This window comes from Paenibacillus sp. FSL H7-0326, assembly GCF_001955535.1.
GTDB classification, from domain to species: Bacteria; Bacillota; Bacilli; order Paenibacillales; family Paenibacillaceae; genus Paenibacillus; species Paenibacillus shunpengii.
The window spans coordinates 264,291-289,483 of record NZ_MPVN01000002.1 but is presented as its reverse complement, the minus strand read 5'-3'; the positions used below and the strand labels follow the sequence as shown (position 1 = coordinate 289,483).

At 44.9% G+C, this 25,193-nt stretch carries 27 protein-coding genes; 26 read left to right on the top strand and 1 reads right to left on the bottom strand.

The genetic code is table 11. The features are described from left to right. The first annotated feature begins 7 nt into the window (after positions 1-7). From trpA to BK126_RS11890, 14 genes are all read left to right on the top strand, one after another. The gene (gene trpA, locus BK126_RS11955; RefSeq protein ID WP_076313517.1) at positions 8-814 is read left to right on the top strand and encodes a tryptophan synthase subunit alpha; all 807 of its coding nucleotides are present in this window, start codon (positions 8-10) and stop codon (positions 812-814) included. Positions 815-863: 49 nt separating this feature from the next. After that, positions 864-1,961 carry a histidinol-phosphate transaminase gene (gene hisC / locus BK126_RS11950; protein WP_076312881.1) on the top strand — a complete coding sequence of 366 codons (1,098 nt, stop codon included), beginning with the start codon at positions 864-866 and terminating at the stop codon, positions 1,959-1,961. 9 nt (positions 1,962-1,970) lie between these two features. Beyond that, the gene (locus tag BK126_RS11945) at positions 1,971-3,083 is read left to right on the top strand and encodes a prephenate dehydrogenase (protein WP_076312880.1); all 1,113 of its coding nucleotides are present in this window, start codon (positions 1,971-1,973) and stop codon (positions 3,081-3,083) included. Between the two features lie 928 nt (positions 3,084-4,011). Further along, positions 4,012-4,605, top strand: a complete 594-nt coding sequence (locus tag BK126_RS11940) for an RNA polymerase sigma factor (protein WP_076312879.1) — start codon at positions 4,012-4,014, stop codon at positions 4,603-4,605. Further along, positions 4,602-5,225, top strand: coding sequence for an anti-sigma factor family protein (locus BK126_RS11935; RefSeq protein ID WP_076312878.1), 624 nt, complete (start codon positions 4,602-4,604; stop codon positions 5,223-5,225). The genes BK126_RS11940 and BK126_RS11935 overlap by 4 nt, the downstream gene beginning before the upstream one ends. Further along, a complete protein-coding gene (locus BK126_RS11930) occupies positions 5,222-5,821 on the top strand; it encodes a histidine phosphatase family protein (protein WP_076312877.1) in 600 nt (199 codons plus the stop codon). Before BK126_RS11935 ends, BK126_RS11930 begins: the two co-directional genes overlap by 4 nt. A gap of 106 nt (positions 5,822-5,927) precedes the next feature. Continuing rightward, entirely contained in the window at positions 5,928-7,019 is a 1,092-nt protein-coding gene (locus BK126_RS11925) for a hypothetical protein (RefSeq protein ID WP_076312876.1), read from the top strand. Between the two features lie 44 nt (positions 7,020-7,063). Further along, entirely contained in the window at positions 7,064-7,243 is a 180-nt protein-coding gene (locus tag BK126_RS11920) for an IDEAL domain-containing protein (RefSeq protein WP_047911150.1), read from the top strand. A 215-nt stretch (positions 7,244-7,458) separates the two neighbouring features. After that, positions 7,459-7,911, top strand: a complete 453-nt coding sequence (locus BK126_RS11915; RefSeq protein ID WP_076312875.1) for a DUF2487 family protein — start codon at positions 7,459-7,461, stop codon at positions 7,909-7,911. A 185-nt stretch (positions 7,912-8,096) separates the two neighbouring features. Further along, entirely contained in the window at positions 8,097-8,639 is a 543-nt protein-coding gene (locus BK126_RS11910; protein WP_076312874.1) for a QcrA and Rieske domain-containing protein, read from the top strand. Between the two features lie 15 nt (positions 8,640-8,654). Continuing rightward, positions 8,655-9,326 (top strand): menaquinol-cytochrome c reductase cytochrome b subunit, encoded by a 672-nt coding sequence (qcrB, locus tag BK126_RS11905; RefSeq protein WP_047911153.1) that lies wholly within the window; start codon positions 8,655-8,657, stop codon positions 9,324-9,326. Positions 9,327-9,345: 19 nt separating this feature from the next. Continuing rightward, the gene (locus BK126_RS11900) at positions 9,346-10,224 is read left to right on the top strand and encodes a menaquinol-cytochrome c reductase cytochrome b/c subunit (protein WP_076312873.1); all 879 of its coding nucleotides are present in this window, start codon (positions 9,346-9,348) and stop codon (positions 10,222-10,224) included. 151 nt (positions 10,225-10,375) lie between these two features. Further along, positions 10,376-10,966, top strand: coding sequence for a DUF1405 domain-containing protein (locus BK126_RS11895; protein WP_076313516.1), 591 nt, complete (start codon positions 10,376-10,378; stop codon positions 10,964-10,966). 48 nt (positions 10,967-11,014) lie between these two features. Then, positions 11,015-11,875, top strand: coding sequence for a sporulation protein YpjB (locus BK126_RS11890; protein ID WP_076312872.1), 861 nt, complete (start codon positions 11,015-11,017; stop codon positions 11,873-11,875). A gap of 90 nt (positions 11,876-11,965) precedes the next feature. On the opposite strand, the gene BK126_RS11885 is transcribed toward BK126_RS11890, so the two are convergent. Next, positions 11,966-12,835, bottom strand: a complete 870-nt coding sequence (locus tag BK126_RS11885; RefSeq protein ID WP_076312871.1) for a YitT family protein — start codon at positions 12,833-12,835, stop codon at positions 11,966-11,968. Positions 12,836-13,031: 196 nt separating this feature from the next. Here BK126_RS11885 and BK126_RS11880 point away from each other — a divergent pair, with 196 nt between their 5' ends. From BK126_RS11880 to dinG, 12 genes are all read left to right on the top strand, one after another. Next, a complete protein-coding gene (locus BK126_RS11880; protein WP_076312870.1) occupies positions 13,032-13,361 on the top strand; it encodes a nucleotide pyrophosphohydrolase in 330 nt (109 codons plus the stop codon). Positions 13,362-13,411: 50 nt separating this feature from the next. Next, positions 13,412-13,930 (top strand): tetratricopeptide repeat protein, encoded by a 519-nt coding sequence (locus BK126_RS11875; RefSeq protein WP_076312869.1) that lies wholly within the window; start codon positions 13,412-13,414, stop codon positions 13,928-13,930. A gap of 40 nt (positions 13,931-13,970) precedes the next feature. Then, the gene (gene dapB / locus BK126_RS11870; protein ID WP_076312868.1) at positions 13,971-14,774 is read left to right on the top strand and encodes a 4-hydroxy-tetrahydrodipicolinate reductase; all 804 of its coding nucleotides are present in this window, start codon (positions 13,971-13,973) and stop codon (positions 14,772-14,774) included. Positions 14,775-14,865: 91 nt separating this feature from the next. Beyond that, positions 14,866-15,294, top strand: a complete 429-nt coding sequence (locus tag BK126_RS11865) for a methylglyoxal synthase (RefSeq protein ID WP_047911160.1) — start codon at positions 14,866-14,868, stop codon at positions 15,292-15,294. 72 nt (positions 15,295-15,366) lie between these two features. Continuing rightward, the gene (bshA, locus tag BK126_RS11860; protein WP_076312867.1) at positions 15,367-16,533 is read left to right on the top strand and encodes an N-acetyl-alpha-D-glucosaminyl L-malate synthase BshA; all 1,167 of its coding nucleotides are present in this window, start codon (positions 15,367-15,369) and stop codon (positions 16,531-16,533) included. A 27-nt stretch (positions 16,534-16,560) separates the two neighbouring features. Then, positions 16,561-17,874 (top strand): CCA tRNA nucleotidyltransferase, encoded by a 1,314-nt coding sequence (locus BK126_RS11855; protein WP_076312866.1) that lies wholly within the window; start codon positions 16,561-16,563, stop codon positions 17,872-17,874. Next, positions 17,861-18,835: a biotin--[acetyl-CoA-carboxylase] ligase gene (locus BK126_RS11850; RefSeq protein ID WP_090723988.1), complete on the top strand. Its 975-nt coding sequence runs from the start codon at positions 17,861-17,863 to the stop codon at positions 18,833-18,835. Before BK126_RS11855 ends, BK126_RS11850 begins: the two co-directional genes overlap by 14 nt. A 449-nt stretch (positions 18,836-19,284) precedes the next feature. Continuing rightward, positions 19,285-20,163: a 3-methyl-2-oxobutanoate hydroxymethyltransferase gene (gene panB / locus BK126_RS11845; RefSeq protein WP_076312864.1), complete on the top strand. Its 879-nt coding sequence runs from the start codon at positions 19,285-19,287 to the stop codon at positions 20,161-20,163. Beyond that, positions 20,160-21,056, top strand: coding sequence for a pantoate--beta-alanine ligase (panC, locus tag BK126_RS11840; RefSeq protein ID WP_076312863.1), 897 nt, complete (start codon positions 20,160-20,162; stop codon positions 21,054-21,056). Before panB ends, panC begins: the two co-directional genes overlap by 4 nt. Continuing rightward, entirely contained in the window at positions 21,049-21,432 is a 384-nt protein-coding gene (gene panD / locus BK126_RS11835; protein ID WP_076312862.1) for an aspartate 1-decarboxylase, read from the top strand. The genes panC and panD overlap by 8 nt, the downstream gene beginning before the upstream one ends. A 92-nt stretch (positions 21,433-21,524) precedes the next feature. Further along, a complete protein-coding gene (locus tag BK126_RS11830) occupies positions 21,525-22,154 on the top strand; it encodes a hypothetical protein (RefSeq protein ID WP_076312861.1) in 630 nt (209 codons plus the stop codon). Between the two features lie 133 nt (positions 22,155-22,287). Next, positions 22,288-25,158, top strand: coding sequence for an ATP-dependent DNA helicase DinG (dinG, locus tag BK126_RS11825; RefSeq protein ID WP_076312860.1), 2,871 nt, complete (start codon positions 22,288-22,290; stop codon positions 25,156-25,158). Positions 25,159-25,193 lie beyond the last annotated feature (35 nt).

Sequence of the window (25,193 nt, the reverse complement as noted above, 5' to 3'; positions counted from 1 at the left end):
CATACAATTGAATCTAATGGATCTTACGTTTGAGAGGCTCAAATCTGAGGACAAAACGGCACTGATTCCTTTTCTTACGATTGGTGATCCCGACATCGAGACAAGTATTGAAATTATACTCGAGCTGGAAGCAGCAGGAGCTGACGTCATCGAGCTTGGTGTTCCATATTCGGATCCTCTTGCAGATGGACCTGTTATCCAGCGGGCTTCTGAGCGTGCATTGAAGCAGCATATTACCATTCGCACATGCATGGAGGCAGCAAGAAGAGCCAGAGAAGCAGGGGCGAAGCTGCCGTTTGTACTGTTTACTTATTATAATCCTGTTCTACAAACCGGACTGGAGACTTTCTTTGAATTACTGAAAGCTCACGATATCAGTGGAATCATTATACCTGATCTGCCAATTGAGGAGTCGGAAGAAATTAGAGCCTATGCAGACAAAGCTAATATCCACCTTATACCTCTGGTGGCTCCGACATCAAAGACAAGAATAGAGAACATTGTTAAAAAAGCAAGAGGATTCATCTACTGCGTATCATCGCTCGGTGTGACAGGAGAAAGATCCTCGTTCCACCGGGAAGTTGAAGAGTTTATTGACACGGTAAAATCGTACACTTCTCTTCCCGTTGCTGTTGGCTTTGGCATTTCAAGCCGTGAGCAAGTGGAGCGGTTCTCTAAGCTATGTGACGGGGTTGTCGTAGGGAGTGCGATCGTTAGACAGATTGAGACAAGCATTCCATTACTGTCAGATCCGGCAACCAAGCAAGAGGGGCTTTTGCAAATCCGGAATTTTGTGGCACAATTAAAGCTGTAGCGAATGCTGCAGCTATTCTTATTAAGTATACAGAGGAGGGGCTTTAACAATGAAACCTAAATCACAGATCGTTAACATACCCGTCTATAAACCAGGGAAGCCCATTGAAGAAGTCAAACGTGAACTGGGGTTAAGCGAAGTGATCAAGCTTGCCTCCAATGAGAACCCTTATGGCAGCTCGCCAAAAGCAAGAGAAGCGATTCAGGCTGAGCTGATGAATTTAAGTATTTATCCTGATGGAAGTGCCGGAGATCTGACAGCTGATCTAGCTGAGCATCTTCACGTAGGCAGAGAGCAGATTATCTTCGGAGCAGGCTCGGATGAAGTCATTGCCCTCATTACCAGAGCGTTCCTTGTGAGCGGGGATGAGACAATCATGGCCGACCAAACATTCTCCGTTTATAAGAGCAATGCTGATATTGAAGGCGCAGTTAGCATAGAGGTTCCGCTGGTTGATGGCAAGCATGATCTTGAAGGAATGCTGGAGAAAGTCACCTCAAAGACGAAGATTATCTGGGTATGTAACCCAAACAATCCAACGGGAACGATCGTATCGGAAGCTGAGCTCGTATCCTTCCTGGACCGAGTGCCACAGGATATCATGGTAGTGCTTGATGAAGCATATTATGAGTACGTAACGGATGCAGCATATCCGCAAACGATTCCTCTTCTCGCTAAATACGCTAATCTTGTGGTGCTGCGCACATTCTCTAAAATATATGGACTTGCTGCGCTTCGCATTGGCTACGGTGTTGCACAGCCTGAGGTTATCTCGCTGATCAATAAGGTAAGAGAACCGTTCAATACGAATCGATTGGGGCAGTCCGCGGCCCGCGCAGCTCTGAGTGATCAGGCTTTTATTACACAATGCCGTGATCTAAACCGTGAAGGAGTAACGTATTTGCAGGGCGAATTCGAGCGTCTTGGAATCCACTACTTTGCTACGCATGGCAACTTTATTATGGTGGATACAGGCAGACCGGCCGGAGAGATGTTTGATGCTTTGCTTAGACAAGGGATTATTGTTCGTCCAGGTTTCCAAGTCTATCCAACCTATATCCGAGTATCTGTCGGTGCCAAAGAACAGAACGAGGCTTTCATCAAGGCACTGGAGCAAGTGCTGAAGGCTGAAACAACTGGAGTGTAACGGCTGCTTATGAATGGATCAGAGAATCATACACAAAAAATAGCCATTTTCGGGGTGGGACTCATTGGTGGGTCCCTTGCCTTGTGTTTCAGAGGAAAACCCGGAATTACCGTCGTAGGATATGCTCACGAGCCTGCCCTCCAAGAACGATACATGCAGAGCGGCGTATTGGATGAAGTAACGTTGTCAATTGAGGAAGCCGCTATGGATGCGGATTATATATTTTTAAGTGTACCGGTTGGAATGCTAAATTATTATCTTGAACATCTCAGCAAGCTTCCGCTTAAGAAAGGCTGCGTCATTACGGATGTGGGGAGCACCAAAGCTTCAATTACCTCGGCTGCAAAATCCCTTGATTTCCAGGATGCTTATTTTATCGGTGGCCACCCCATGGCTGGGTCCGAGAGGTCGGGTGTTGAGGCGGCTTCTGCCTTGCTGTTTGAGAATGCATATTATGTATTAACTCCTTTGGAAGGGGTTCCTGAGCATGTGTATAATGCACTGAAGGAGCTGCTTGCCCATACGAAAGCACAGGTCATTCGAGTTGATCCGAAGCATCATGATGATATCGTTGGAGCGATCAGTCATTTGCCGCATATCATCGCGGTAGCTCTGGTCAATCAGGTCAGCGGGTATAACGAGGCAGAGCCGCTGTATCAGCTGCTTGCAGCCGGAGGCTTCAGGGATATAACCCGGATTGCATCCAGTGATCCTCTTGTATGGAGAGATATATTATTAAGTAATCGGGAAGTGCTTCTGCGATTGTTCAAGGATTGGAATATGCAGATTCAGCGGTTTACTGATATGATAGAGCATCAAAATGGGGAAGCGATTGAAGAGGCATTTCGGTCTGCAGGCTCGTTTCGTAATCAGCTTCCAGAGCGAAGAAAAGGCGTTATTACCTCATTGTTTGATATTTATATTGATGTACCGGATACGCCAGGAATTATTGGCAGGATTGCAACAGAGCTTGGAACAGCGGCCATCAATTTGAGCAACATGCAAATTATCGAAAGCCGGGAGGACGTTCCCGGGATCTTAAGGCTGTCATTCAGGCAGGAAGAGGACATGGAGCGTGCGGCACAGCTGCTGATCTCCAAGAATTACACCGTTAGAAGCTAGGAAGCATGCAAGCCGCTTTCTAGCTTTTTATATTACCTTCAAGATGATTCTCAAACCTAATAAAATCGCTTTAACTGAGCAAATGAACAAGATAATAAATTAATGTATAATAATGGTTGACAAAATGAAAACGTATACATATAATAAAAGTACAGTATGGTTTCTCTCCACTCCTATCCAATAACTGAGTTGCTCTGAAAATGGGCAACGGGTCGTGAACTCGGTTCACGGCCTCTTTTTTTTATGAAGAGGAAGAGCTGTTCCAGCAGAAAAGTATTATCTTCATGCGTCAATCACTTCAGTGAACCTCTCACTTATATCGTTTAAATCACAGAGGAATTCTCCCGCTATATAATGGATTTCTTTATTATGGGAAAGTCGCTCCTAACGAGCGGCTTTTTTTTGCATTTTAATATATTTCTTCTCTGCGATTTAAGCATAATTCAAAAATTAAATTCCAATTTACCTGCAACTATTTCCAGTTCAATTCCGTCTTTAATTTAGTAGTCGTTTAAGGTATGGATATGAAGAAAAAGTCTGGCCTAGGCTGAAAGTAACGATGTATATGAAGTTTACAAAAATTTAACTATTTTATTGGGAAACTATGGTCTGTTATATGGTATAATGTTCCTTGGTCATAAAGTCATGTTTAGGAAAGTGTTACTACATATGGGATGGAAATATGCAGCAAGTACAATCTGCACCTCCTTTCTACCATTACATTTTTGTCATTTATTTATAAATTTTCAATTTGGATGAAGATTCAAAATTCCTTTCAACGAAATTTGTCTGCCGTTTCTATACGGTCTGTCTTTATAACGGATTGTTAGACGTAATTATAGAAAGCGTGATCCCAATACTTATAAGTTGTTCTTAGATGCCTTGCATGGGAGCAGGCTAAGGATAGGAAAGGAGGAGTATAGGCCTAATGGATGATTCAGAGCTGATCAAGGAGATTAAAGAGGGGAATATTGATTTATACTCAGAATTAATGAAGCGCTATGAGCGTAAGATGTATGCTTTCGTATATCACATGTTGAGAAGTTCAGGACTTGAACATTTAGCTGAAGATCTAGTATCTGAAACTTTTTACAAAGCCTACCGGAGCTTGCATTCTTTCCGTGAAATTGATGCATCCTTCTCTACATGGGTGTATACTATTGCTAGAAATACGGTTCTTAGTGAGCTTCGCAAACAACGAACTGCAAATATTCCACTTGAAGAGAGCGGCTTTATGCCAATTGCTTCTGCAGACACAGTCCCTGAACAGGCGATGCTTACGAGTGAACGTGTTGTGAAGGTGCGCGAAGCAATTAACAATCTGCCTGACAAGCAGCGTACTGCAATCATTTTAAGAGAGTATGACCAACTAGACTATCAAGAAATATCTAATATTCTAGGACAGACGGTAAGTTCTGTTAAATCCTTGTTGTTTCGTGCTCGAATGAGTGTCAAGAATCAATTGCAGTCTTATTTCTTTGAACCGATTTACGAGGAATACGAGGGGATGAAGAATCAATGAATTGCAGCGATGCCCGAGAGCATATGGCAATGATTTGGGATCTGCCTGCACATCACCCAATAAGGCTTGAATTTATGCAGCATATTCAGGGATGTAAGGCATGCAGGACAGAGTATGAGGAATGGACTGAATTGTATGAGCTGATCCCTATGACTGCTGAACCAATACCCGAGAAGAAGATCCAATCTATGCATACCAAAGTCATGGATCGGATCTATAAGGATAATCCGAATATTCAGAAGAGCGATGTGAGAACCTATCCATTGTTGCCACAGCCAGTGAACCATCGGTTATCGATTTGGATATCTGCATGCCTGGCATTGTTTCTGTGCAGTGTTGTCTTTATGACTTCAAGTCTGGGCTCTGGCATGGGGGAAGTTGCCAAGCAGCAATCGGGTATTGTTCCGACGGCTGTAGCGAGTTCCTCTACATCGTTATCTTTTTGGCATCAAGATGAAATTAGAACAAGCGGTATAATGGAACCATTAGTCGTTGGAATGAAGGCGTACCCTGAACATTGGATGATTCTGTCTCTAATTGCTTTGGGAGTGGCGTTATTCTCTCTTCGACGCATCCATCATGGTCGGGCGATCACTTCTCGAGAAGGGAGCAAGCAATGAGAATAGGTCTTATTCGTCATGGATTGACTGACTGGAATGTATTAGGTCGTATACAAGGTCAAAGTGATATTCCGCTGAACGAGGAAGGAAGGCAGCAAGCAAGACTGCTGGCTAACAGACTTCTTGAGGAACCTTACAAGTGGGATTACATCATTACCAGCGGATTGTCACGTGCGCAGGAGACAGGTGAGATTATTTCCGGCATTTTGAATACACCTATGCTGCCTCCAGATGAGCGTCTTAAAGAAAGATCCTTTGGTCAGGCTGAAGGACTTACTGCTCTGGAACGTGAAGAGAAGTGGGGAGTGGATTGGAACCTGCAGGATCTGGGTCAAGAGAAAGAACCTGCAATGCAGGCGAGAATCTTGTCCTTCATGAATGACTTAGCAGAGCAATACCCTGATCAGCATATTCTAGTGATATCCCATGGTGCACTGCTTGCTCAGTTGTACAGGGCTTTGTATGAAGACCAGTATTCGGAGCGGATCGGCAATTTGTCACTAACGATTCTGGAGAAGGCCGAGTCGGATTGGAATCCACTATTATATAATTGTACGAAGCATTTACTAGCAGCAGATTCTGTTCACGAGAAGTAGCTTTAAGCGGTAACCCGATAATATTTCGGGTTATTTTTTTTGCGAATTTGGAATAAATGTTGTAATAATTCCCATAATGGTAGTAAAACGGCGAGGCGATGGAACAATGAATTTAGCGGATCTTCTCACATATGCCGATATCGGTCAGCTGAACCGCATTGCGGACCATTATGAGTGCTCAAGTAAAACCAATTCAAAACATGAATTGATTCAAAGCATCTTAATTACGTTAGGCAGCAAATCCTTCGTTGAAGAACAGGTGGAGAAGCTTCCGATCGGACATCTTTGTTTTTTGAATGCTTTGTTATTTGACCCAAGAGCCAGCTTCAGCATGGAAGAGCTGACTGCGCTTGCCAGACAAGCCATTGATCCGAAGGGCGGACAACCCGTCTCATTTTTCAGAGATATCATTGTCCATTTCACCAAGTCCGGATGGCTATTTAATGGCTCGACTCATCAGACGCGGTATTTGTATCAAGTACCTAATGATTTAAAGGTTAAATTTCTCCGCATATTGCAGGAAAGATTTTTACACTCGATGGTAAACATAAATGAACCTTCTGCTTATCGGGATGAACACCACCTGTTGGCCGAGGATCTCAGACAGATGTTAAAGTTCATTGATCAATATGAGATTCCTTTGAACCAGGAAGGTTTTATGTACAGGCGTACTCAACAACAGCTGATGGAATTTCTGAACATTCAGGAATCTCTTCTCGGAAAGGGAGGGTGGCGCTTTGGATATGGCCGCACTTATAAAGAATACCCGGACCGATTAGCTCTCCTGTACGACTATGCGTACCATCATCGATATGTAACTGAACATGATGGACTGCTTGAACTGACTTCAGAGGGCAGAGCCTCGATGGAAAAAGCACTGGAAGAAGAGATGATACAGCTATTCCGCTTTTGGTTAAGACAGTATAAAGGGGCTATACCCAATGTAGCATCCGTCGTTTATTGGATTGGCAGGTGTGCTGAGAGGTGGGTCACAGTATCATCGCTGTTGGAAAGCATAGGGGATTTGGTACATCCGTTCTACTATGATTCCAAGGAAGTCGTTTTTATGCAGCGTATATTACAGATGCTCTTGCATTTAGGAATGATAAGGTGCGGAGATTCCGAACAGGAAGGTCAGGCTATACAAATGACGGCCTGGGGGAGCAAAATATCCAGCTCCAATGTCATCCTTCCTTGATTTCGGAGAAAATTGGATAAAACAATTGGTTGGAGGTGCATCCTATGGATAAAATGAAAGTTACTTACGAGGTCATGTTAGGACTGGCTGCTGAGATGGTGTGGGACGAGGCATTAAAGAAACATCGAAGTGAAAAGCTCTTGGATGAAATTGATAAAGCACTGGCATCGGGGGATGAAGTGGCTTTTCGTAACCTGACGGATGAACTGAGATTAATTAACTAACGAATAAAGGTCATGTTTTGCCTATAGACCCTAGTCAATTTCATAACTCATTTAGTTCAACCCCGCTTATATATATGGCTGGAGTCTCACCATATAATAAGTGGGGTTTTTGTGTTTTGTAAATATCATTCAATTCCTTGAATCTCTTTCCATCTGGTAGAAACAACCATTATAATAGAGACAGAATAACAAGCATGATAGGGAGGAATATACGTTTGAAATTCAGCGAGATCAGACCAGAAGAATGGGTGGAATGGAAGCCTTACTTGGATACATGTATTATTCCCTATACAGGCCTAACGGGAAAGGAATCTCCTATTGAAGCTGTAAGCGCTTTAGAAAATCTAAGAGATTTTCTTGATATCGTTGAAACTCCATTCAAAGGACGGGTAGTCACGTATCCGGCATTTCATTATACGGCGGAGGAGCATTTGAACTCCTTAAATGATGTATGCAGACAATTGAAATCGAGCGGATTTAAGTTTGTCATCATCATGAGCACAGGACAAGAGATAAATCCCACCGAGGTTTCTGCTTCAGATTTGATATTTACATGCCCTAAATGTGAAATTTCGGTGAGAAGCAGCAAGGAAGAATCAGCAGAAAAAATCAATCAACTGTCACAAAAAATACATCGTGAGGTGTATCGATTATGGGGATTACAATAGATTGAAATAAATTGTGACAAAATACCAACATTTTCAATATAACGCTTCCATTCTTTGTTTTAAAATGTGTGACAAATTCTTGACGGTCAATGGAGGCTAATATATGATTATGTATGTCCTAGTAATTTGTGGAATATTTTAAAAGAACAATGAAATAATTGGATGAAAAAGGGGGTTGGAAGAGGATGAGCAATCATAAAGACAAAGAGCACCAACTGCCAAAACCACCCGGTCGTAAAGAGATGTCACGCAGACAGTTTCTAACTTACACTTTGGGCGGTGCGACGGCTTATATGGCTGCGGGTGCAGCTCTGCCGATGATCCGTTTTGCTGTAGACCCGATACTGCAGAAGGATGACGAAGGCGATTTTGTAAAAGTCATTGAAGTGAGCAAGGTCACGGATGAGCCTCAGGAAGTGACTTTTGAGCTTAAGCAGCAAGATGGCTGGTATCTAAGCAATTCGTCCTTGGTTGCCTGGATCAGGAGGGGTGAGGATGGAGTCATTTACGCCTTATCGCCGATCTGCAAGCATCTGGGTTGTACCGTGCGATACAATAATAACCCGACATTCCCAGACGAATATTTCTGCCCATGTCATGGTGCGCATTATACGAAGGAAGGCAAGCAGCTGGAGGTTGCTTCAGCGCCGCTTGATGAATACACCGTTAAGGAAGAGGAAGGCTGGGTGTATCTCGGAAGCATTGTTCCAAATACTAGAGTCCAATAGGGAGGGCGTGAGTAGATGTTTAAGAATATTTACAACTGGGTCGACGAACGTCTGGACATTACCCCGATTTGGCGTGACGTTGCTGACCATGAAGTTCCTGAACACGTGAATCCCGCTCATCACTTCTCGGCTTTTGTCTACTGTTTCGGCGGACTTACGTTTTTTATTACGGTAATACAGATTCTATCCGGCATGTTCCTCACGATGTATTATGTACCGGATATCATTAACGCTTATGCGAGCGTAGAGTTCTTACAGACCCAGGTTGCATTCGGTCAAATTGTACGGGGCATGCACCACTGGGGAGCTAGTTTGGTTATAGTTATGATGTTTCTACATACGATGCGGGTGTTCTTTACTGGTTCGTACAAAGCGCCTCGCGAAATGAACTGGGTAGTCGGGATGCTGATCTTCTTTGTCATGCTTGGCTTGGGATTAACAGGATATCTGCTGCCCTGGGACAACAAAGCGTATTTTGCGACTAAGGTTACACTTGAAATTGCAAACACGGTGCCTGTACTTGGCCCGGTTATCAAGGAACTTTTACAAGGCGGGTCCATTGTTGGAGCGGAAACTTTAACTAGATTCTTTGCTCTGCATGTATTCTTCCTTCCGGCTGTTCTGCTCATTCTGCTTGTTGGGCATTTTATCATGATTCGCAGACAAGGAATCTCCGGACCACTATAATCGAAGGGAGGATAAGCCTATGGCACACGGGAAGAAATCAGATGAGAAGGTTGTATTTGTTGGTGATTCTCGGGTTCGCAAGGGAGAGGGCTTTATTACTCCGCCTGACTATACGTCATATCCGGGTAAATCCGAAGCATTCATTCCTAATTTCTTATTGAAAGAATGGATGGTAGGTGTCGTCGTTCTGGTTGGTTTTTTAGTACTGACCATTTCGGAGCCTGCTCCACTCGGATATCCAGCTGATCCAAGTGCTAACGTCATACCGATGCCGGACTGGTACTTCTTATTCTTATATCAATACTTGAAATATCCATACGCATCAGGAGATTATGTCGTACTCGGTACACTCGGTGTTTCTGGGGTCGCGTTCGGTGCACTGCTCCTGGCTCCTTTTCTTGACACGGGTAAGGAACGCCGCTTCTATAGAAGACCGATTGCCTCCTCGCTCATGCTGTTGTCGATAGTTTCGGTTATCTACTTAACGAATGTTGCCTGGACACACTACAAGCATGAGCTTGAAGCTACGGGACAGGAGCCGGAGCATATTCAGCGGGAGAAGGAAGCAGAGGAGAGGCACGCGGCAGGCGAGTCCACATCATTTGCTCCGTCTCAGCAGGAGGATGAGATCGCGATTGTCGAGCCCGATGCTGCGGGAGCTGAGATTTATAAGAAAGCGACCTGTGTAAGCTGTCATGCCGTGGACTTAAAAGGGCAGGGTGCTCCGGCGCTGCTAGGCATCGGTGATAAGCACAGCCAGGAAGAAATTCTCACGATCATCAAAGAAGGTGTAGGTGGAATGCAGCCACAATATGATAATAATATTGCGCAAGGCCTCACCGATGAAGATATTAACACCTTGGCAGAGTGGCTTGCACTTCAGAAAGCAGGACAGTAAAATAAAGGTTATAGCTGAAAGCCTGACTGCAGCCGCAGTCAGGTTTTTTTCAGAATGTAGACATAATGTACATACTATATTTCATATTGCAATTTGTCAGAGGGGGATACAGGTGTTTTCGATTTCTTTTTTATGGAGCCGGGCCTTTCTCATGCATCGTGGTTTTCTCTGGTTATTATTTTTGTGTAACCTACTGGGAACGGTCTATGGTTATATATGGTATGGAGGGCAGCTGGAGTCCACGCTGGACAATTATCCTGTATGGCTCATTGTATTTGTTCCTGACAGCCCGACAGCAAGTCTGTTTTTTACCATATCACTTCTGTTCTTAATGTATCCTGCATCATCGTCTTGGTTGAAGAAAACAGGACATGTGATTCAAGCTTTGGCTTTTGTCACTTCATTAAAATACGGTATTTGGGCAGTTGTAATGATTGTTGCAGGCTGGTCTCTTGGAGTAGACATGATCTGGTCGGATTTTATGCTGATTGCCTCTCACCTGGCGATGGCTGTCGAGGTGTTGCTGTATGCTCGATTCTTCGGATTTAGACTGGGCAGTCTTGTGTTTGCTGGTGTATGGACGTTACTCAATGATACGCTCGATTACACGAAAGGCATCTATCCAGGTCTTCCGGATGCTGTTGACGTCTACATAAATCGAGTACGAAATTTCACAGTAGTGCTCTCACTGGCCTCCATCCTTACCGGCTTCATCGCGCTCAGACAAACCAAACGATTATAGTACTAGGCTCTCACATCCCCTCATACGATAAGGTAGGAGGGGATGTCCATGTTTTCGCTTATCAAACGATCTTCCTGTGTAATTACAGCTGTGCTCTGCTGTACGCTGCTCTGCTGTACGCTGCTCAGTGGTGCGATTGTTTCCAATGTGTCTGCTGCAAGTGTTCAGGAGACACAAGCTGATTCAGAGCTTATGAAGCAGCTGAACGATACAGCAACTTCATTGTACCGGAAATCCCTCGAGAACAATCTTGTCGGTGTTCGGGAGGATGTTCAGTTAATAACTACTCAGGTTGGGCAGATGTCCTATGATGGGGTAACGAGTGTAGAAGGGATGCATGCACTGACCGAAACCATCGTTGAAGTCAAGGAGGCATCCGCAAGTACGGATGCAGCTGCCGATTCTCTGCAGCATGCTTCTGCGAAATTAAGGCTGGCTGTGGATAGTCTTGCTCATCCCGAGAAGCCGCTGTGGCTGCAATATTATAAAATATTGAAAGAGGATATTGCCGCTGTTCAAGAAGGGGCGCTGAATCATCGAGCGGATTCACTCATGGTTACATATGGAGAGTTTGAGCAGCATTATGAAACCATTCGTCCTGCGGCAATCATCAAGAAGCAGCCTTATGAAATTGAACGTTTTGATTCGTGGATGTCCTATTTAAAGGGGCTGACGATGCGTTCAGAGCCGAACTATGAAGCGGTGGGTGAAGCCTTGCAGCAAGGAGATGAATTTGTAAATGCCCTGTTTGGCAAGGAAAAGGATGAAACGGCCTTCACTCCGTTTGCGAGTGGTCCTGAGCCTTGGGCTGCCGAGCTGTTCATAGGCTCCACCATTATGGCAGTATTGGCTTATGTAGGGTATCGTAAATTTCAAGGCACAGAAACGGCTCCATTTACAAGAAGATAGGTTATTGAAGATTGTGAATCAACGATAATTATTGGTAATCGATGTTAGTCTCATGTCATTCCGTATCGAAAAAAAGCCCGGTGATCCGGGCTATTCCTCTTTAAAACCCTCGCCATATACATCCTGCACCTCCGAGATAATCACAAACGCTTTGGCATCTGCCAATTTAATGATCTCCTGCAGCTGTCTAATCTCCTGTCTTGCAACCACACAATAGGCAACATGCTTTGCTTGTTTCGAATAAGCCCCGACAGCCGGCACTAATGTGACCCCTCTATCCATTTCAGCCGTAATTTTCTCTGCAATCTGCTCCGCATGATCACTTATTATAGTAAAGGATTTAAGGGAGTAGGCGCCTTCCTGAATAAAATCAATTACCTTAGAGCTGATAAAGACGGACACGAGTGTATATAAGACCTTATCCAGAGGAATGAAAAAAAGGGAAGATCCAATAATGATAATATCAATGCCGAGCATCACTTTACCGATACTGATTCCTGATCTGCGGGATAAGATTCTTGCGATGATATCGGAACCGCCTGTTGTGCCTCCGGCGCGAAAAACGATGCCAAGTCCTGTCCCAATCGTTACCCCTGCGTATAGAGCAGCGAGCAAAAAATCATGTTCTGTCTTAAACGGTACAATATAGCCTGCTTCAATCAGTCTCTCAAACAGGCCAAGAAAGACAGTGAGCAGAGCAATACCGATGCCAGTGTAAAGAATTTGTCTTCCACCGAGTACCTTCCATCCCAGGATGAACAGCGGGATATTGATGACTAAGGTCGATAAGGAGGGAGAGATACCAAACGCATAATTAAGCAGAACGGTGATTCCGGTTACTCCACCTTCCATCAGCTGATTCGGAATGATGAAGTACAGCAGACCAAAAGCAAAAACGGCGGTGCCGAGCATAATAGGAAGGATGATTTTTAATTGGGCAATCCATTTATTTTTTATCATCAATATACCTCACTGAGCTGATTGTTCTTTTACATGCATTTTATAACCCATAATTTTACTCGTTAAAGTAGTCTGAGGGGTGTACAAACGTAGTATGCCTGTTTCCTCCCCAGATTAAAAAAATGATTTGTTTTCACTATCTCAATACGTTAACATTGGAATAAAGCAAATTTATCGGTAAGGAGCTACAAATGGTATGGAGAAAAGTCTTGCTGAAATTCAACGGGAAGTGGACCGTTACATTTCACAGTTCAAGGAAGGGTACTTCAGCCCGATGACGATGCTTGCGAGAATGACAGAGGAAGTAGGCGAGCTTGCCCGTGAGGTCAATCACGAATACGGGGAGAAGCCCAAGAAATCTACGGAGGCTGACAACTCCATTGAGCTTGAACTGGGGGACATTTTATTTATTACCCTTTGTTTTGCGAACTCACTCGGCATTGATCTGACGGAGGCTCACAACAAAGTGATGCATAAATTTAATACGAGGGATGCGAATCGCTGGACCAAAAAGGACACCGAATAATCCATCCTTACATATGCTGTACTAACCCATATCCGGGAGGTACAGCAAGCATGAAATCTTATCCTTATATCCAAGAAGCATACAAAGCTATTTTGCATGGTGATTACGAGCTTGCGGTTTATTGGTTCGAGACGGCCATTGAGAAGGAACCAGACAATGCCGAAATCCATTATCGCTGCTCCATTACCTATGCACGCAATGGGAAGCTGGAGCAAGCTTTGCTTCATGCTCAAAAAGCAGCAGAACTTGCTCCAGACCATGGTGAATATATGATGCATCTAGGGAGTCTTGAGGCGAAGAAGCTGACTGCAGGTGCACGGCTACTCATTGAAGCTTCCGCGTCTGATTTGTCTAAGGCCAGAGAGGATATACTCGCACAGCTGAAGAAGTCGATCGAGCTCGATCCGCTATATACGGATGCTTACGTGTGGCTAGCCATTGCCTATGCCGAAATGGATGAGTACATCCTAGCTATCGCGGTGCTCAAAGAAGCGATATCGCTGGAGCCGCAGAATGATCAATTAACACAGTTATTGCAGGATTTCCACAAGCGAATGAAGTCTAAATAAGAATAATTCATCAAGCTAGAATATAAGGAGTGTTTCTAAAGTGGCAGAGAAGTTGAAGGTTGTTGTTGTAGGCGCGGGAGGGCGCATGGGACGTGAAGTCGTCAAGCTAGTTCTGCAGGATGAGGAACTTGAACTGGCTGCAGCCGTTAATCGTTCCGGAGCAGGCGAGGATGCGGGCAGGCTGGTTGGTCTAGAGCCTTGCGGTGTCCTGGTTACGGATCAGCTGGAGGATGCGCTGAGAGAATCTAATGCGGATGTTATGGTTGATTTTACTACACCCCAATATGCTTATGAGCATACCTCCCTCGCTATTTCATACGGTGTAAGACCTGTTATGGGGACAACTGGATTTACCCCAGAACAAATTCAAGATTTGGACAAGCAATGTCAAGATAAAGGCATTGGAGGGCTGATTGCACCCAACTTCTCAATCGGGGCTATTCTAATGATGAAATTTGCAGCGCAGGCTGCTAAATATATGCCTAATCTCGAAATTATTGAGTATCATGGCGATCAGAAGCTGGATGCACCATCAGGAACGGCGATCAAAACTGCCGAGATGATTGCGCAGAACCGAGAGGAACTTCGTCAAGGTAACCCGAATGAAGAGGAGACGATTGAAGGGTCACGAGGCGGGTATTACAACGGATTCCGCATACATAGTGTGAGGCTGCCCGGTGTATTTGCACAGCAGGAAGTCATTTTTGGTGATTTTGGACAAACCTTGAAGATTAGACATGATTCTTATGAACGGGCTGGATATATGCCTGGTGTTAAGATCGGTATTCAGAAGGTGATGGAGTACTCCGGCATGATTTACGGTTTTGATCATTTTATTGACTAAACGGAATTGTTCATCATACCATCAGTGCTTCAACTCAAGTGATCAATCAAATTAAACTGCTTATACAGATATCAAAAGGGAGAGAACATATATGCTTAATATCGCTTTTATTGCTCATGATCGTAAAAAAGATGAAATGGTTAACTTTGTAACGGCTTATGAAAAAGCATTTGAAGGCAATAACTTGTTTTCTACAGGAACGACCGGTCAACGTATCATGGAAGGAACGAACCTTAAGATTCATCGGTTTATGTCCGGACCTTTAGGCGGCGATCAGCAGATTGGAGCGCTTGTGGCTAAGAACGAAATGGATTTAATTATCTTCCTTCGTGATCCGCTTATGGCACAGCCGCATGAACCGGATATCAATGCGCTGCTGAGACTGTGTGATGTGCAGGGAATACCACTGGCTACCAATGTAGCAACGGCTGAAATCCTTGTTAAGGCTTTGGAACGTGGTGATTTTGGCTGGCGCGAGCTTGTACATAAATATAAGCCAGGATCCGATATGGAAGTATAGGTCCATACAACGCTCAATTTAATATATGATCAGCATGGTTTATCGACATCATTATAAAGGAGGCCCTTCCCTTTGAATCAAGCGGGCAAATATTTAAAAATCGGGATTACCTGTTATCCGTCACTGGGCGGTTCTGGAGTCGTGGCAACGGAGCTTGGAAAGCGACTTGCCGAAAAAGGGCACCAAGTTCATTTTATTGCGAACAGTATCCCTTTCAGATTAGGCAAATTTCATCGTAATATCTTTTACCATGAGGTGGAAGTGAATGATTATTATGTGTTTCGATATCCACCCTATGATTTATCACTAGCGACCAAAATGGCGCAGGTTGCCAAGACACAACAGCTGGATTTGCTTCATGTTCACTATGCAGTTCCTCATGCCGTGTGTGCCTACCTGGCTAAGCAAATGCTGCCTGATGATCTGAAGGTAGTCACAACACTGCATGGTACTGATACTACGGTGCTGGCTCAGGATGAGTCACTGAAGGACTTGATTGAGCTTGCTATTAATAAGAGCGATGCGGTGACAGCGGTATCGCAGGATCTCATCCGTGAGACACATGAGCTGCTGGATGTTAAACAGAAGATTGATCTGACCTACAATTTTATAGATAACAAAATTTATTATCCACGTAACAGCGCATCACTTCGAGCAGAGTACGCTTCCAAGGATGAGAAGGTGCTGATGCATATCTCAAACTTCCGTCCCGTTAAACGAACGCTGGATGTCGTCGATATCTTTGCCCGGGTGAACAGAGAGCTCCCGACAAAGCTCATACTCGTCGGTGAAGGTCCTGATCTGCCCAAGATTCAGTGTAAAATACAGGAAATGGGATTGACAGATCGAGTACACTTGTTAGGCAAACAAGACGATGTCGCACAGGTTATCTCCATGGCCGATCTGCTGCTCCTTCCCTCGGAAAAAGAGAGCTTTGGCCTTGTAGCCTTGGAAGCCATGGCCTGTGGAGTTCCTACAATCGGCTCAACGGCTGGAGGAATTCCGGAGCTTGTTACGCATGGAAGTACAGGTCTACTTGCCGGTATTGGAGATACGAAGCAAATGGCAGAATATGCATTAATGCTGCTGCGTAATGAAGAAATGATGAAGAGCTACAAGCAGGCTTGTCTTGACAGAGCGAGTGATCATTTTGATATCGATAAAATTACAGCTCAGTATGAGCAAGTATATAGCCGCGTACTTACTCAGCAAAATGTTGGGGTTGGGCTGGAGCATTGATCGGAGATTTATAAAGGAGTTTAGGAAATGAACAATTGGAAGCATGTCGATCCTGCCATGGCAATTCAGGGCGAAGAGGTGCTTAAAAGGCTTAATGATCATGGCCATCAGGCCTTTTTCGTAGGTGGTTGTGTTCGAGATGAGATAATGAATAGGCCCGTAACGGATATGGATATAACGACTTCGGCCAAGCCTGAAGAGGTGATGGCATTATTTGAGGGCTCCATACCGACAGGGCTGCAGCATGGAACAGTAACCGTTCGAATGAACGGTTATCATTTTGAGGTGACGACTTTTCGTACGGAGAGCGGTTATGAAGATTACCGCAGGCCATCTGAGGTTCAATTTGTAGACCAGGTGGAAGAGGATCTTAAGCGTAGAGACTTCACCATGAATGCCATTGCACGAGATTATGTAGGACAGCTCATCGATCCCTTTAATGGAGTGACTGATATTGAACAGCGGATTGTTCGCTCTGTCGGCCTTGCAGAAGAACGATTTAGAGAAGACGCCCTTCGGATGCTAAGAGGCGTTCGTTTTGCATCCATTTTTGATTTCGACATCGACTCCTTAACCTGGGATGGAATTCTAGCGGAACGAGACAAGCTCCCTCACATCGCAATGGAACGAGTACGGACCGAAATGGACAAAATGCTGGCAGGACCATATCCTGCAAGAGGAGTCTGTTTACTTATGGATAGCGAGCTGCTCCATTATGTAAAGGTGCCAGTCGAATTATCCGGGCTGGATCGTACGGCTCTCAGCTTGTTAGATAAGCTGCCACAGGCTACAGAATTCAGATTGGGACTTCTGTTGTTGCTGCTGGGTGCAAATTCCTCTGATGCAGATCAAAAGCTTAGAGCGTGGACCTATTCGGGTAAAGTAAAGGATAGAATGACAAAACTTCTTGAACTTCATGAAGCTGTTCTGAACTCTATTTCAAAGATTGTGAAGGATGTTCAGGTGGGACAGTATAGAAGACATTTACAAGAAGAATGGAAACAATCCGTTCTTCGCTACGGTGTTTTGGCAAGTGAAGACTGGCATGTCATTCATACTCTGCTTCCTCAGTCATTCTATGATATGACCGGGGAGGAGTATCTGCTGCTGAAGGAACTGGTGGAGCATGCAGCGGAATGGATCGAGGAGATGGGAATTTACAGCTTGAAGGAGCTTGAGCTGTCAGGTTCTGATCTGCTTCGTGTCACTGGCCGTAAGGGTGGTCCTTGGCTCGGTGAAACGATGAATTGGCTGCTGCAGCAGGTGGTAACAGGACAACTCGTCAACAAACATGACATATTGCTTGAGGCAGCGAAGAAGGTGACATCTGATGAAAAATAAATTGCTGCTTGATTTGTTTTTGCAATCATCCCAAACCTTTATTTCAGGTGAGGAGATTAGCAGAAGACTCAACATCAGCAGAACAGCAGTCTGGAAACAAATCAATCAATTGAGAGACATGGGCTATGAATTTGAGGCGGTATCGCGGAAGGGATATCGAATGACATTTATCCCCGATTTTTATAAAGTGACTGATATTGAAGCGAAGTTAAACACCAAAGTATTGGGCAGGAAGATCCAGATTATGGAAACCACGACCTCTACTCAAGTGGATGCCATGACCCAAGCGGAGAGCGGTACAGAGGAAGGAGCACTGTTCATTGCTGAGCAGCAGAGCTCGGGAAGAGGAAGGCTTGGCAGAAAGTGGTTCTCTCCAGCAGGTAAAGGCATCTGGATGAGTCTGGTGCTTCGGCCGGAGCTTCCTATCCGATATATGCCTCAGCTTACGCTTCTGACGGGAGTTGCTGTCTGCAAAGCGATTCGCAGCGTGACAGGCGCAGAAGCAGCGATCAAGTGGCCTAACGATATATTGATTCATGGGAAGAAGGTATGCGGGATTCTTCTGGAATCGGCAACGGAAGATAATAAAGTAAAATACTGTATTGCGGGAATCGGAATCGATGTCAATCTATCCGCTGAGGATTATCCAGAGGAATTAACGGAGATTGCCACGTCGCTCAAGCTGGAAACAGGACATACTATAGACCGAGCGCTCCTCATAGCAGAAATCCTGAACGAAATGGAGCTTCTCTATAATCGTTATACCAGTGAAGGGTTCACCCCTATTCAAGTGGAATGGGAAGAGCATTCTGTATCGATCGGTCAAGCGGTACGGACTGAGACTTTGACGGAGACCATACAAGGAGTCGCGAAACGACTTGATCCGAGCGGGGGGCTAGTTATTGCTGCACCCAGTGGTGAGGAGAGAGTGGTGTATTCCGGTGAGGTTGAAATTATATAGCAGCAGTAAGCGTTTAGCTTGCTGCTGTGTCCTTTTTTGTAATGGATTGGCTGATGCACGATTTGGGTTATTTAATTAGAGAGAACCAATTTTTTAACTTTTTATAAGTAGACAATTACTTTATTTTTGGTATACTTTCTTGGTGAGGCGGTATTGATTATGTATCGAACTGCACTCATCAGTCAGTTATCATGAGTTTCAATACAATTGAATCGTATGCCAAGTTGTTGGATTCTGCTCTGAGCCGAAGAGGACCGAGACAGAAGGGACGATCGCGAGTGACTCTTTTTTGACTTATGGGACCTTTTTAGTTTGATACTAAAAGGTTTTTTTGTGCGTCTGGATTGGGCGCCATCCCCGTTAGATCGGCTGAAGCACATCCGTAGGACACAGCTTTAGACATGGCATCAAAAATCTACGGTATTTCAGAAAAGAAGGGAGCCACTTGTATGGCAGCAACCAAAAAACCGCTTAATATTGTGAAAATGAAAAAAATGAAAGAAAATAAAGAGCCCATTACGATGCTTACTGCATATGATTATCCTTCTGCTGTGCTGGCTGAAGAAGCTGGTGTAGATATGATCCTGGTAGGGGATTCTCTTGGAAATGCAGTGCTCGGATATAATTCCACCATCCCGGTTACGATTGATGATATGGTATACCACTCCCGTGCCGTTGCTAGAGGTGCACAGAGTACATTTATCGTAACGGATATGCCCTTTATGACGTATCACGGCGGAATAGATGAGAGCCTGAAGGGTGTGCGCCGCATTATGCAGGAAGGCCACGCCCATGCGGTGAAGCTTGAGGGCGGGGCTGAAATAGCAGACACGGTTAGAGCTGTTGTGAAGGCAGGCGTGCCCGTGCTGGGACACATCGGACTTACACCTCAATCTGTGAATCAAATCGGTGGTTTCAGGGTGCAGGGGAAGGACGCTGCGGACGCCAAACGACTGCTTGAGGATGCGAAGGCACTCGAAGAAGCCGGTGCATTTGCCATCGTACTGGAGCTGGTTACCGAGGAAGTTGCCGAGGCAATTTCCAATGAGCTGTCGATTCCAACAATCGGAATTGGTGCTGGGCGTGGTACGGATGGTCAAGTGCTCGTCTTCAACGATGTTCTGCAATATGCATCTCCATATATGCCTAAAAGATTTGTGAAGACTTATGCAGATGTAGGAACCATTATTCGTGACAGTATCGGAAATTATGTACAGGATGTCAAAAATAAATCCTTTCCTGCTGAGGAGCATGTGTTCACTGCTGAAGATGGTGTAGTTGAATCCTTATATGGAAGCAGTAAAGCAAAGGTGGAGAACAGATCATGATAACAGTTCGGAATATTGAAGAGCTGCGGGCACATATAGCCTCCATGAAAAAGAATGTTTGCGGAAAAGAACCGGCAGTTGGACTCGTCCCAACGATGGGATTCCTGCATGAAGGACATGCAAGCTTGATGCGCGAAGCTCGAAAGAATAATGATATCGTTGTTCTGAGCATCTTCGTGAATCCTATTCAGTTTGGTCCGAATGAAGACTTTGAAACGTATCCACGGGATGAGCAGCGGGATTTGGGGATTGCTAACAAAGAAGGAATAGACATCGTATTTATTCCAACTGTAGAAGTCATGTATCCTCATCCTACCAAGACTAAGATTAGAGTGGCTGATATTACAGACCGCTTGTGCGGCGCATCACGCCCTGGTCACTTCGATGGTGTAACGACCGTGGTCGCGAAGCTGTTCAACATTGTACAGCCGAACAACGCTTATTTTGGGATGAAGGATGCGCAGCAAGTAGCTGTTCTATCGCAGATGGTATCAGACCTTAATATGCCGATCAATATTGTGCCTTGCCCGATTGTTCGCGAAGCAGATGGGCTTGCACTCAGTTCACGTAACGTGTATCTGAACGCTAAGGAGCGCAATGAAGCACTTGTCTTGTCCCGCTCACTAAGAATGGCTCAATTGAAGTCTGAGGAGCAGGAAGATGCGACTGTGGGTCAAATTCGCAAGCTTATTATAGATGAGATCAACACGTCCGAAACGGCTGTTATTGATTATGTGGATATTTTAACCTTCCCAGGACTTGAGCCGATTGAAGATCGTGTGCAGATTACAGAGCCGGATGATGTAATTATTGCTCTGGCTGTTAAATTCGGAAAAACAAGGCTGATCGACAATCATCGGCTGCAGAAAGCAGAGGTGCTCTCCCGTGTTTAGAACATTGATGAAATCTAAAATTCACCGTGCAACGGTAACGGAAGCAAACTTAAATTATGTAGGCAGTATTACCATTGATCGTAACTTGATGGAAGCTGCAGATATTCTGGAAAATGAAAAGGTTCAAATTGTCAATAACAACAATGGAGCAAGACTGGAGACTTATGTCATTCCTGGGCCGCGCGGAACAGGTACAATTTGCCTCAATGGTGCTGCTGCACGGCTGGTTCAGCCTGGAGATACAGTTATTATTATTGCTTATGCAATGATGTCCAATGAAGAAGCAGTTCAACATAAGCCGACCGTTGTATTTGTGGACGGGGGGAATAAGCCGGTTCAAACCATGCATGAAGAAGTTCATGCGACCATTTTGTAATCCATGGAATGAAGAATGAAAAGTGCCCAAAGAGCAAAAAATGTGATTAGGTTACTGCACTAATCCATTTTGCTAAGGGTGGGATGCATGCCATGTTTCAACATCTATTTGCGGAAATGAATCAATCGCTTGATGAGATTGCCAATTACTACACCGCCGCACCCGTCGAGAAGAAACAGGAAATGCTGCAGCGATGGAACCTGCTTAAGAAAATGAGCGACGGCATTATCGACGAATGGATGTCATTTGAAGAGAAAATGGCCAAGATTCGCGAAAGTGGAATTTTCCGAGGGACAGATCCTTTTACATCGATTCCGGAGCTGGAGCTTCATACCTTTGTTAAAGGACTTGGTTATTTCAAGCTGCTCATGTATCAGCATGCTGCCGAGGAGTTTGGCAAAGTGGTGGAAGTATATCCCGATAGCCTGTTATCGAGGCTGTACCTCGCGATGTGCTACCTTCACCTGGAACAAATGCATACCGCATCTGCGGAGCTGAATCGGATCATTCTTAGCTGTGATCAGCCCAGAATGAAAGCCATGGCATACAATGCACTAGGTTGTATTCATGCGAAGCAAATGGAGCTCAAGCAGGCCCAGTCCTGCTTTGCACTTGCATTAGAACATGATCCATCCCTGCCGGAGCCGCTTTACAATCTGGAAGCATGCCGTTCCAAAAATGCCGTACTCCAGTATGGAACACAGCTGCTCTCCCTCTCCTAAGCACCTATTGAAACAGCGCAATCGCAAAAGGCGATGTCCTGACAAGACATCGCCTTTTTGTCTGTTTCATGTTCAAAAGTCTTTTTTTTTGCTATGCTACTAAAGAGACTGTAGAAGGGAACGTTTACTCATCATGAAATTTGCTGTGCTTGATTTTGAAACAACAGGTACTCAGTCCCTTGGTGAAATTATCCAGGTTGGACTTGCCATCATAGATCATGATTATACAATTAAAGACACTTTCAGCTCCTATGTGAATCCTGGCGTTCCCATTCCACCATTTATTACGGGGTTAACGGGAATTACGGACAATGATGTGAAGGATGCTCCGGAGCTTGAGGAAATGATGATGGAGCTCGTTCCATTGCTGGATGATGTCGTACTCGTAGGGCATAATGTGAGCTTTGATTTTCATTTTTTACAAAATGCGCTTGACCGATGCGGGTACTTGCCATTTACAGGCCGCATTTTGGACACTATGGATTTCCTGAAAATTTGCTTTCCGTCCTTATCCTCCTATCAGCTGGGTTACGTAGCAGGCGAATTTGGATTCACCCATGACCGTCCACATCAGGCAGATAGTGATGCTCTGGCAACAGCACACATTTTCTTAAAGAGTCTTGAGGAGCTTAAGAGCCTGCCATTGATCACTTTACAGCGGCTTACCGATTTGTTTGCTGCGGAAGATAGTGATTTGGGCTGGTTTTTTGATGGGATTCTTTCAGAGAAAGAAATGGAGCCTATTCACGATCTGGATAATCAGACCTATTATAGACAGCTCGCGCTTAAGATTGACGATTGGTCACAGATCGCTCCGCCCAGGGATGAACATGAACCCAATCCATTAGAAAAATTAACTTTTCAAGAATATATGGATGAGGTTCAGCTGCGCCTGAAGCAAACACTGCCTCATTATGAGGAACGCGAATCCCAGAATATGATGTTCACAGAAGTGACGAAGGCGATGGATGAGGACAAGCATTTACTCATTGAAGCCGGGACAGGCACGGGGAAGTCACTGGGTTATTTGCTGCCTTCGATTTATCATAGTGTCAGACAGGAGACGAAGGTAACGGTAAGCACACATACGATCAATCTTCAGGAGCAGCTTCGTGAGCGGGATATTCCGCTACTCACGGAGGTGGTTCCTTTTCCGTTCAAAGCTGCTGTGTTCAAAGGAAGAGGGCATTACCTGTGTCTGCGTAAATTTGAACAGAAGCTGAACAACAAGGAGTTTGTAACCCCGAAGGAGGACGTATTTACTGCTGCACAGATGCTGGTATGGCTGACTCAAACCGAAACCGGTGATGATGAGGAGCTCAATCTAAGTTATCGCGGCGGTGATTTTTGGGAAACGGTACAAAGCGATTCGGATTCCTGCCTGGGCCGAAGCTGCCCTTGGTTTAAGAAATGCTTTTACCATCGTGCAAGACATGAGGCCGGCATTGCTGATGTAGTGATTACCAATCATTCCAAGCTGTTTACGGACGTTAAGGCTAGTCACCAATTGCTTCCTGCTTATGAGCATCTCGTCATAGATGAGGCGCATCAATTCGAGGAGGTCGCCGGTAAGCATCTTGGAATGCATATGAAATATTTTACGGTGGTTCATGCGCTTACCCGATTATTTAAAGATAGTCGGAACGGACAATTCCCTGCTCTGCGTCAAAAAATAGCGCAGTCCAGCCATGAGCAGATGGTGGAGTGGACCTCTGCTATTGATCAGCTGTTCCCATCCGCTCTAGAAGCGAAGGAAACTTGGGATCAGCTCAGTGAAATGCTGTTCAGCTTACTGCCAGAACGAAGTGATGCAGCCCCTGGAGAAGCAGGACAGTTCACATTAAGACTGAAGCCGCAGAACAAACCGAAGAAGTGGGATAAGCTTGCAGCAGTTGAGAATCAGTTCTATGTGACGGTTTCAGAATTGGTTCGTAAGGCAGATAAGGTTCTTAGTGAAGTAAGGGAAGATCTCGACGATTATACGGCCGACAGCCTTATTACAGACGTTACCGGGCTCGTTAAGGATCTGGCTGGCTTCAAAGATCAATTAAGACATTTCATGCGCCTTGATGATGCAGGGACCGTATATTGGCTGGAGGCCAGCGGACAATTCAAGAGCAAGTCGCTTCAGCTGTATGCAGTTCCTGTAGATGTAAGTCCTCAGCTGAAGGAAATGTTCTTTGATAAGAAGCGAAGTGTTATTTTAACCTCGGCTACTTTATCGGTAGATAAATCGTTCCAGTTTATGATAGATCAGCTTGGACTGACCGAAGCACAGGAGCAGCAGAGATTGCTCACATCACAGCTGCCGTCTCCGTTTAATTACCGGGAACAAGCTCTTCTTGTGGTTCCGCGTGATTTTCCAAGTGTGAAGGGCAGTGTGGGTGATGATCATTTTGTCAGTATGCTCGTCAAATCTTTGTCAGAGGCCGCACAGGCAACGAAGGGCAGAATGCTTGTCCTGTTTACCTCTTACAAGATGTTGAGACAAGTACATGAGCCGCTGAAGGAAGCTCTCGCCTCAAGTGATATTTCCGTGTTTGGACAAGGGGTAGACAGTGGGAGCCGGACCAAGCTGACGAGAAGATTCCAGGAGGCCAAAGCTTCTGTATTGCTTGGAACGAGCAGCTTCTGGGAAGGTGTCGATATTCCAGGAGAAGCTTTATCCTGTTTGGCTATTGTACGGCTGCCTTTCCAGCCGCCTAACCATCCTGTAGTAGAAGCCAAGAGCGAACTGCTGCAGCAGGAGAAGAAAAATCCGTTTATGAAGCTCTCGGTACCTCAGGCGGTTATTCGGTTTAAACAAGGTTTTGGAAGACTGGTGCGAACCGCTAAGGACCGAGGCATCGTTATCGTGTATGATACAAGAGTCATTGAATCGTATTATGGCAAGTACTTTTTATATTCCCTGCCAGGTCCTAAAATGGAGCATATGACAACGGACAAGATGGTTCCGCGTATCAGCGAGTGGCTAGAGGAACATGTAACGAATGAAGAGAAGTAATAGAAAGCACGGACACTGCTTGCAGGTGTGAGGGG